Genomic DNA, 9,259 nt, shown 5'->3' on the forward strand with positions numbered 1-9,259 from the left:
ATTTCACACGTATCGCCGGCAGCGACCCGGTGATGTGGCACGACATCTTTCTCGCCAATCGCGAGGCGGTGCTGCGTACACTGGATGTTTTTCGTGACGACCTCGACGCGCTGCGCGAGGCCGTCGACACTGGGGACGGGCACCAGTTGTTGGGCGTTTTCACGCGCGCCCGGGTAGCCCGTGAGCATTTCAGCAAAATCCTGGCCCGTCGGGCCTATGTGGACGCCATGCACAACAACGACCTGATTTATCTGGCCCAGCCGGGCGGCAGCCTGTCCGGAACCATCCGGGTACCGGGCGACAAGTCGATCTCCCATCGCTCGATCATGCTCGGCTCCCTGGCCGAAGGCACCACCGAAGTGGAGGGCTTCCTCGAGGGCGAGGACGCACTGGCAACCATCCAGGCGTTCCGCGACATGGGAGTGGTGATCGAGGGGCCGCAGAACGGCCGCGTCACCGTCCATGGCGTTGGCCTGCACGGCCTCAAGGCGCCGCCTGGGCCGATCTACCTGGGTAACTCCGGTACTTCCATGCGTCTGCTCAGCGGTCTGCTGGCGGCCCAGCCGTTCGACAGCACCCTGACCGGCGACGCTTCCCTTTCCAAGCGGCCGATGAATCGCGTAGCCAAGCCGCTGCGCGAGATGGGCGCGGTAATCGAGACGGGGCCGGAAGGCCGTCCGCCGATGACCATTCGCGGCGGCCAGCGCCTCACCGGTATGCATTACGACATGCCGATGGCCAGCGCCCAGGTGAAGTCCTGCCTGTTGCTCGCCGGGCTCTACGCCGCGGGTGAGACCTCGGTCACCGAGCCGGCGCCGACCCGCGACCACACCGAGCGCATGCTGCGCGGCTTCGGCTATCCGGTGGAGGTCGAGGGCAGCACCGCCAAGGTCGAATCCGGGCACAAGTTGAGCGCCACCCATATCGAGGTCCCGGCCGACATTTCCTCGGCAGCCTTCTTCCTGGTTGCCGCCAGTTTCGCCGAGGGTTCGGAACTGGTCCTGCAGCACGTCGGCATCAACCCGACGCGCGTCGGCGTCATCGAGATCCTGCGCCTGATGGGTGGTGACCTGAGCCTGGAAAACCAGCGCGAGGTCGGCGGCGAGCCGGTCGCCGACATCCGCGTGCGCTCCGCGCGGCTCAAGGGCATCGACATTCCCGAGGACCTGGTGCCACTGGCCATCGACGAGTTCCCGGTACTCTTCGTGGCTGCCGCCTGCGCCGAGGGGCGCACCGTCCTGCGTGGCGCCGAAGAGCTGCGGGTCAAGGAGTCGGACCGTATCCAGGTCATGGCCGACGGCCTGAAGGCCCTGGGCGTGAAGGCCGAGCCGACCCCGGATGGCATCGTCATTGAGGGTGGTGCGTTCGGTGGCGGCGAAGTCTGGGCGCACGGCGACCACCGTATCGCCATGTCCTTCAGCGTCGCTTCGCTGTGCGCCAGCGGGCCGATCCGCATCCACGACTGCGCCAACGTCGCCACCTCCTTCCCCAACTTCCTCGCCCTGTGTGCCCAGACCGGTATCCGGGTCGCCGTGGAGAACAATTGATGAACGGCGCTGTACCGATGCTCGCCATCGATGGCCCCAGTGGCGCCGGCAAGGGCACGGTCGCCGGGCTGCTCGCCCGGCGCCTGGGCTGGAACCTGCTGGATTCCGGGGCGCTTTATCGGCTGTTGGCGTTCGCCGCGGTCAACCATGGTGTCGACCTGACCAATGAAGAGGCGCTGAAGGTCCTGGCTGCGCACCTCGATGTGCAGTTCGTCGCTGCCGATGGCAGCCATGGGCAGCGCATCATTCTCGAAGGCGAGGAAGTGACCGATGTGATCCGTACCGAGCAGGTCGGTGCCGGCGCCTCGCAGGTCGCCGCCTTACCGGCCGTGCGCGATGCGTTGCTGCAGCGCCAGCGGGCGTTCCTCGAAGCGCCGGGGTTGGTGGCCGACGGCCGCGACATGGGCACCGTGGTGTTTCCCGATGCGCCTCTGAAGATCTTCCTCACCGCCTCGGCGGAGGAGCGTGCGCGTCGACGCTACCTGCAGTTGAAGGCGAAGGGCGCGGATGTCGACCAGTCTGCCTTGCTGGAAGAAATCCGCGAGCGCGACGAGCGCGACAGCCAGCGCGCGGTCGCGCCGCTGAAACCGGCCGATGACGCGATCCTGCTGGACTCCACCGAAATGAGCATCGAGGCGGTGGTCGAGACGATCATCCGGCACTGCGAGCGGCAGGGCTGGGACGTCTGAGGTTTCGGCGCGGGAATTGACGATACAGGGCCTGGTTGCTAATATTCCAGACCTTATGTTGTGGCGTTTTGCAGGTGCGGCGAGGGTTGCCTCCCGACTTGCCTGGCGCCATCGCAGAACAACCCAACTGGGCATTCCCATTCGGGAGTGCAATCAGAAGCTAGCAGGAAACCAGCAAATTGTCCTGCGGCTTCATTTAATGACTTGACCGCATTGGCTGGTGATGCGGAATCGGGCCCTTCCGGGCCTTTGACTACAGGTATGAACATGAGCGAAAGCTTCGCAGAACTCTTTGAAGAAAGTCTGAAATCCCTCGACATGCAGCCGGGTGCCATCATCACCGGCATCGTGGTCGACATCGATGGTGACTGGGTCACCGTCCATGCCGGTCTGAAATCCGAGGGCGTCATCCCGGTCGAGCAGTTCTACAACGAACAGGGCGAACTGACCATCAAGGTGGGTGACGAAGTCCACGTCGCACTGGACGCGGTAGAAGACGGCTTTGGCGAGACCAAGCTGTCCCGCGAGAAAGCCAAGCGCGCCGAGAGCTGGATTGTTCTGGAAGCGGCTTTCGCTGCCGACGAAGTGGTCAAGGGCGTCATCAACGGCAAGGTCAAGGGCGGTTTCACCGTCGACGTCAACGGCATCCGCGCGTTCCTGCCGGGTTCGCTGGTCGACGTGCGTCCGGTTCGCGACACCACCCACCTGGAAGGCAAAGAGCTCGAGTTCAAGGTCATCAAGCTCGACCAGAAGCGCAACAACGTTGTCGTTTCCCGCCGCAGCGTCCTGGAAGCCGAGAACAGCGCCGAGCGTGAAGCTCTGCTGGAATCGCTGCAGGAAGGCCAGCAGGTCAAGGGCATCGTCAAGAACCTCACCGACTACGGCGCATTCGTGGACCTGGGCGGCGTAGACGGCCTGCTGCACATCACCGACATGGCCTGGAAGCGCATCAAGCATCCGTCCGAGATCGTCAACGTTGGCGACGAGATCGACGTCAAGGTCCTGAAGTTCGACCGCGAGCGCAACCGTGTATCCCTGGGCCTGAAGCAACTGGGCGAAGACCCGTGGGTTGCCATCAAGGCGCGTTACCCGGAAGGCACCCGCGTCATGGCCCGCGTCACCAACCTCACCGACTACGGCTGCTTCGCCGAGCTGGAAGAGGGCGTGGAAGGCCTGGTACACGTCTCCGAAATGGACTGGACCAACAAGAACATCCATCCGTCGAAAGTCGTCCAGGTTGGCGACGAAGTGGAAGTTCAGGTTCTGGACATCGACGAAGAGCGTCGTCGTATCTCCCTGGGTATCAAGCAGTGCAAATCCAACCCGTGGGAAGACTTCTCCAGCCAGTTCAACAAGGGTGACCGTATCTCCGGTACCATCAAGTCGATCACCGACTTCGGTATCTTCATCGGTCTGGACGGCGGCATCGACGGCCTGGTCCACCTGTCCGACATCTCCTGGAACGAAGTCGGCGAAGAAGCCGTACGTCGCTTCAAGAAGGGCGACGAGCTGGAAACCGTCATCCTGTCGGTCGACCCGGAGCGCGAGCGCATCTCCCTGGGCATCAAGCAGCTGGAAGACGATCCGTTCTCCAACTACGCGTCCCTGCACGAGAAAGGCAGCATCGTCCGCGGTACCGTGAAGGAAGTCGACGCCAAGGGCGCTGTCATCAGCCTGGGCGACGACATCGAAGGTATCCTGAAGGCTTCCGAAATCAGCCGTGACCGCGTCGAAGACGCGCGCAACGTCCTGAAGGAAGGCGAGGAAGTCGAAGCCAAGATCATCAGCATCGACCGCAAGAGCCGCGTCATCAGCCTCTCCGTCAAGTCCAAGGACGTCGACGACGAGAAGGACGCAATGAAAGAACTGCGTAAGCAGGAAGTAGAAAGCGCTGGTCCGACCACCATCGGTGATCTGATCCGTGCTCAGATGGAGAATCAGGGCTAAGTCTCTGATCCATCATGAAAAAGGGCGGCCTAGGCCGCCCTTTTTCGTTTTCCCCTTCTTGGACCTGTTCAAAGACTGATCAGCATGCTAAAAGAGACCTGAGCTGATCTAGCCGCTTGAAAAAGAAGGGAAAACCATGACCAAGTCGGAGTTGATCGAACGGATCGTTACCCATCAGGGGCAACTGTCCGCGAAGGATGTCGAGTTGGCAATCAAGACCATGCTGGAGCAAATGTCCCAGGCCCTGGCGACCGGGGACCGGATCGAGATCCGTGGTTTCGGCAGCTTTTCCTTGCACTACCGCGCCCCGCGCGTCGGTCGCAACCCCAAGACCGGGGAGTCGGTACGCCTCGACGGCAAGTTCGTGCCGCACTTCAAGCCGGGCAAGGAGTTGCGGGATCGGGTCAACGAGCCGGAATAAGGCTGTTTAGAGGCTTGACCTGCTTGGTATGGAGGTATTCATGCGCACGCTTAAAAGAATGCTTGTTGGGCTACTGATAGTGGTTGTGGCCTTGTCGGCAATTATTTTTACTTTGGAAAATCGTGCTCTTATCCAATTTTCCTTCTTGGGGTGGGAGACGCCTGCGATTCCGAGTGCATTGTTATTTTCATTGGTGTTTGTTGCGGGCGGTCTGCTCGGTTGGTTTTTTGGAGTTTTTGCAGGCTTTGCGCATCATAAGTCGTCAAGACAACCTTCCGTGTAGAACTTGTCGGGGATCGTGGTGTCCAATATATCTTGTTGGGCTTTTCCCCTGATAGAGTTTCCGATTGACTGATGATGGACTGAATGTGAATAAGCAGAATTCTTCTTTGATGACGGCTGATGGTGAGGTTGACCTGGTGAAGCTGGTCAAGGAGCTTTGGGTTAACAAGGTTCTGATTCTTCTGACTACTCTTCTTGCATTAATCGGGTCTTTTACCTATGCGTATCTGAGTAAGCCTGTATATGAATATAGGGTTGCAGTAGTGCCTCCTGCTCTTGGGTCTATCGAAGGTTTCAATGTTGGTAGAAGGGAGAATGGCCTAGATGCATATACTGTTAGAAGTATCTATGCGATCTTTTCGCGCAATCTGCTTTCGGATGAGAATAAAAAAGAGTTCTTCTATAAGATATACCTTCCCCAGGTGGGTGAGGGAGCGGAAAGCGAAGATGAGCAGGAGGAGTTTTATAAGAAGTTCTCCAAAGAGGTAAAGATTGATCCTGCTAACAAGCCAGATGCAGACCGTTATACGGTAATTGTGGAGGGCACGAAGCGAGAGGTTCTTGCTACATGGGCACAAGCTTTCGTGCGTTTGGCTGCGGATCGGGCCGTGCATGAGGTTATTGATAGTGCAGGTAGAGATTTCCAGGTAAGAAATGCTGCAATGCAGAGCCGCATAACCGTGCTGCAGAATATGGCGAAGGGCCGCCGTGATGATAGAATTGCACGTTTGAAGGAGGCATTGCTGATTGCGGAGTCGCTCAAGATAGATGGCCCGCCATTAATAGAAGGGGCGTCCGAGCAACAACTCTCCTCGATCATGGATGGTGACTTGATGTACATGCGAGGAGCTAAGGCGCTGCGCGCTGAAATCAACAATCTTGAGTCGCGTAGTGTAGATGCTCCATTCATTCCTGAGTTGAGAACTCTCCAAGAGAAACTATCTTGGAACTCCAGTTTGTCTGTGGATTCTGATGCGGTGGCTGTCTACAAGGAAGACGAGGGACTCTCTTTTTCAAATCAACCCATTAAGCCGAAGAAGATTCTTATAGTTACTATAGGTACTTTGGCAGGATTGATAATTGGAATTCTACTCGCAGTGCTCGCTGGTTTTATAAGGAAGCTTCGTAGCGATGGCTCTCTTCGCTAAGTTTTGATCTAAACCCTGATGCCACTTACTGGCATCAGGGTTTACTTGTTGTAGTTGTTGAATTGTATTAGGGGGTATCGAGTAGAATGTCAATAAGGCGGGGCGTTTTCTACTCCGGTATATCCATGGGCAGCAACTATCTTTTGCCTCTTGCTGCGATTCCTTTTCTCACGAGAACATTGTCAAGCGAAGCGTTTGGCCAATTGGTGATTGCCCAGGCCGTGGCTGTCATTCTATGTCAACTGGTAGACTTTGGATTTATTCTGGCAGGATCAAGAAAGGCTGCCATTATCGATAACAAAGTTGAACTGTCTAGCTTCTTTTCTGTTGTACAGAGTGCTAGATTCTTATTGTTGCTGCTTTCACTTTTAGTGCTGGCCATTTTGGCTGTATCTTCTATTTTACCAATCCCCTTGCTTGTATTGGTTGCGGCTGCTCTTCCGGCAGTAGTTGGAAATTATCTTCAAGCAGTATGGTTCTTTCAGGGAAGAGCGCTGTTTGGATGGTTGGCGCTTACCAATTTTTTGTCTAAGGTATTTTATTTCCTATTGGTCGTTTTTTTTGTCACGAAGGATTCTGACCTTGTGCTGGCTTCGTTGGGGTTTGGTTTTTCCTATGTCATAGGTGGAAGTGCTCTCTGTTGTATTTTATTTTCTATGGGAATACGGTGGCGCCCGGTTCTCGAGAAAGACAGAATTCTCGATATATTGCGTGACGGTGCTCGATCTTTTCTTTCTCTGGCTTTTCTTAGCTTGCACATGCAAGTGCTCGTTGCGGCGGTTGGTGTTGTTGGTGGAGCCTCCGCGGCCGGAGTGCTTTCTACTGCGGATAAATTCCTTCGCGGGATCGCGGCTGCTACTTCACCCATAGCTAGCGCTCTATTTCCGACTTTTAGCAGGATGTATGCGAGTGCCGACCCGGCAGTCGGCAGTTTAAGAAGGAAAGCGCTAGGTCTGATGTTACTAATAGCTATTCCTAGTTGTTTATTTCTTTTCTTATTTTCTGAATACATTTCATATCTCCTATTCCCGGAACAGTCCAGAGGTCTAACTGTTGTAATAAGAATGTTTTCGATAGTGCCAGTGTTTGCTTGTATTGGTGTTCTGTATGGAGGGTTGACTCTTGTTCCTTCTGGGTATGATGGTGTATATTTGCGAGCAATTTTTTTTGCGGAATTGGGCGGGGTATTAACATTTATCCTCTTGGCGCTTTGGGGGGATGAGCTTTTTGGAGCGTGGACGCTGGTCGTTACAGAGGTCTCTTTGGGGATGGGAATGTTTTTCCTGGCCACGGTTAAGTTGAGAGAGAAAAGGGGACTTTGATGTTGTTGAGTGTCGTCGTTAGTACTTGGCGTCGTCCCAAGGAACTAAAATTGGTCCTGGCCGGCCTTGTAGCGCAGTCTCTGGCTTTTAAGGATTTTGAAGTTATTGTTGTCGACAGTAATAGTGGTGATGAAACACCCGATGTGGTCCGCGAGTTCGAAGCGGTTCAGGGCTTCAACGTCCGTCTTGAGCAGGCCGAGCTGAATTCGGCTAGTGCAAAACGAAATAAAGGCGTTCGTTTAGCGAAGGGGCGCTACGTAGTGCTTCTTGATGATGATTGTGTGCCAGATCCTGCTCATCTCTCGAATTTTCTGAACGCTGCTAACTCTCGAAGGGGGGAACGCGTTATCTGGTGCGGTGGTGTCAGATTTTCTTGCTCATTGGTGTCGACGAGTAATTACTATCGCTATAGGGATAGTTGTCACTTCTCTGCTGACAAGCCGCTGCCGAACTCCTTGGGGTATAAAACTATTGTTACCATGAATATGCTTGCTGAGAGGGATATTCTGCTCCAAGATAATGCTCTTTTTGATGAGCGATTTGTTGGATACGGCTTTGAAGATACGGAGTTTGGGTTAAGGGTTGGCAAGCTTGGTTATTCTGTTCTTCCTTGTCGGGCTGAAATCGAGCATGTCGAACCGGAAGGCAGTATTTCGAAGTTCTGTCGCAAGTACTATCATGCCGCCCGTGACGGAATGCCGGAATTCATGAAAGTTGCAACAACTGATGACCTTGAGACTCTTGGTCCTATACGATGGATGGAGCCGGGCTTTGCTTTGTCAAGCAAGTTTCAGAGTCTATTCAGAGCAGTGCTGTGTCTTGCGCTGGAGTCAAAGTTTTCAAATATTCTTATTCATTCTCTAGAGAAAACGGACTCTATTCGATGGCTCTACTCTAGAGCTGCTTATAGGCTCGTTTTGGCCTCATCCTATCGGAAGGGGGTTCTCGATAGAAAGTCGAAACTTTCCAAAGAGAAAGCAAACAAAGATGGGTGGTACTCGTGAAGCAGAGAAGCGTTGCTCTGGTTCTCCTTTTTGTGTTTCTCTTTCATATTCTCCGAAATCTATCCGGTGCGTATTATTTAGTTCTTGCTGGGTTTTGTGGGCTGTTTTTTCTCTTATTTATTAATAACTGGAGGGATATTAAATATAGCGCATTAGGAATATTTGTTATTTTCTTCTGGACGTATGCCTCGCTCGTTTCGGTGTTATGGTTCGATCTATATGGAGACTATTCCATAGGGATTTTCAGGTTGTGGGCATCATTACCTCTTCTCTTTGTTGCTATGGTTCTTGCCAGAGATAATCTAAAAGTGCCCATGCAACTTATTTCATTTTTCTTCAGTCTGGCGGCTCTTTCTTTTCTCTGGCAGTATGTATTTGGACCTATAGAATGGTTCGCTGAAGCCAGTGAGCGTGCTGGGGGCGCCCGTTTTGCATCATTGGTAGGAAGTTTGACCGCATATGGTGTTATGGTGGGAGTTCCCGCACTTGCTTCACTCTTTTATCTAAAGGGTTGGGCGCGCGTGGTATGTTTCTTTCTTCTTTGCTTGGGGGCGATGCTGTCGCTGCAGAAAGCTGCTCTGGCCAATATCGTCATTGTCTTATTCTTTGCCTATTGGCTAAAACTGATCAAAAAGACATACTTGTTTTTCACCTTCCTTCTTGCAGGGCTGGGTTTATCTGTATTTTTCCTTGCAGACTTCGGGGCTGGCAGTCTGGAAACCGTGCATCGACTGATTGTCGGGCTCCTCACCTCCGATTCCTCAGTCTCGCAAGATGTTCCATTCTTCGAATCCATATTCGATCGGGTAACTGCACTGCCTTTGGAAACATTGTCTTTCTACGGTAGCGAGATACTTGTTTTGGGCGCGGGCGTTTTTGGGGGAGGGGGGGTTCTAGGG

General features: G+C 54.2%; 9 protein-coding genes. All 9 read left to right on the forward strand.

Annotated elements, in window-relative coordinates; all coding sequences use genetic code 11:
- Window positions 1–1,547, forward strand: a 1,547-nt coding sequence (locus FFS27_RS22380) for a bifunctional prephenate dehydrogenase/3-phosphoshikimate 1-carboxyvinyltransferase (protein WP_137952217.1), incomplete at its 5' end; no start/stop codon positions are given.
- A complete protein-coding gene (gene cmk, locus FFS27_RS22385) occupies window positions 1,547–2,236 on the forward strand; it encodes a (d)CMP kinase (protein ID WP_003091443.1) in 690 nt (229 codons plus the stop codon). The genes FFS27_RS22380 and cmk, both read left to right, overlap by 1 nt.
- A gap of 267 nt (window positions 2,237–2,503) precedes the next feature.
- Window positions 2,504–4,183: a 30S ribosomal protein S1 gene (gene rpsA, locus FFS27_RS22390; RefSeq protein ID WP_003091442.1), complete on the forward strand. Its 1,680-nt coding sequence runs from the start codon at window positions 2,504–2,506 to the stop codon at window positions 4,181–4,183.
- A 136-nt stretch (window positions 4,184–4,319) separates the two neighbouring features.
- The gene (gene ihfB, locus FFS27_RS22395; RefSeq protein WP_003091441.1) at window positions 4,320–4,604 is read left to right on the forward strand and encodes an integration host factor subunit beta; all 285 of its coding nucleotides are present in this window, start codon (window positions 4,320–4,322) and stop codon (window positions 4,602–4,604) included.
- 40 nt (window positions 4,605–4,644) lie between these two features.
- Entirely contained in the window at window positions 4,645–4,887 is a 243-nt protein-coding gene (locus FFS27_RS22400) for a lipopolysaccharide assembly protein LapA domain-containing protein (RefSeq protein WP_071534085.1), read from the forward strand.
- Window positions 4,888–4,972: 85 nt separating this feature from the next.
- Window positions 4,973–6,034, forward strand: a complete 1,062-nt coding sequence (locus FFS27_RS22405; protein ID WP_003091440.1) for a Wzz/FepE/Etk N-terminal domain-containing protein — start codon at window positions 4,973–4,975, stop codon at window positions 6,032–6,034.
- 86 nt (window positions 6,035–6,120) lie between these two features.
- Complete coding sequence (locus FFS27_RS22410) at window positions 6,121–7,356, forward strand: oligosaccharide flippase family protein (protein WP_015502630.1); 1,236 nt, start codon at window positions 6,121–6,123, stop codon at window positions 7,354–7,356.
- Window positions 7,356–8,360, forward strand: coding sequence for a glycosyltransferase family 2 protein (locus FFS27_RS22415; protein WP_003130527.1), 1,005 nt, complete (start codon window positions 7,356–7,358; stop codon window positions 8,358–8,360). Before FFS27_RS22410 ends, FFS27_RS22415 begins: the two co-directional genes overlap by 1 nt.
- On the forward strand, window positions 8,357–9,259 hold a 903-nt coding region (locus FFS27_RS33340), incomplete at its 3' end, for a hypothetical protein (protein ID WP_171019216.1). The genes FFS27_RS22415 and FFS27_RS33340, both read left to right, overlap by 4 nt.

The organism is Pseudomonas sp. 2VD, from assembly GCF_005503585.1.
In the GTDB taxonomy this organism is placed as follows: Bacteria; Pseudomonadota; Gammaproteobacteria; order Pseudomonadales; family Pseudomonadaceae; genus Pseudomonas; species Pseudomonas aeruginosa.

Excerpts from the sequence above, each read along its gene's own strand:
- cmk (WP_003091443.1), top strand. The coding sequence starts at position 1,547 with ATGAACGGCGCTGTACCGATGCTCGCCATCGATGGCCCCAGTGGCGCC.
- rpsA (WP_003091442.1), top strand. The coding sequence starts at position 2,504 with ATGAGCGAAAGCTTCGCAGAACTCTTTGAAGAAAGTCTGAAATCCCTC.
- ihfB (WP_003091441.1), top strand. The coding sequence starts at position 4,320 with ATGACCAAGTCGGAGTTGATCGAACGGATCGTTACCCATCAGGGGCAA.
- FFS27_RS22400 (WP_071534085.1), top strand. The coding sequence starts at position 4,645 with ATGCGCACGCTTAAAAGAATGCTTGTTGGGCTACTGATAGTGGTTGTG.
- FFS27_RS22410 (WP_015502630.1), top strand. The coding sequence starts at position 6,121 with ATGTCAATAAGGCGGGGCGTTTTCTACTCCGGTATATCCATGGGCAGC.
- FFS27_RS22415 (WP_003130527.1), top strand. The coding sequence starts at position 7,356 with ATGTTGTTGAGTGTCGTCGTTAGTACTTGGCGTCGTCCCAAGGAACTA.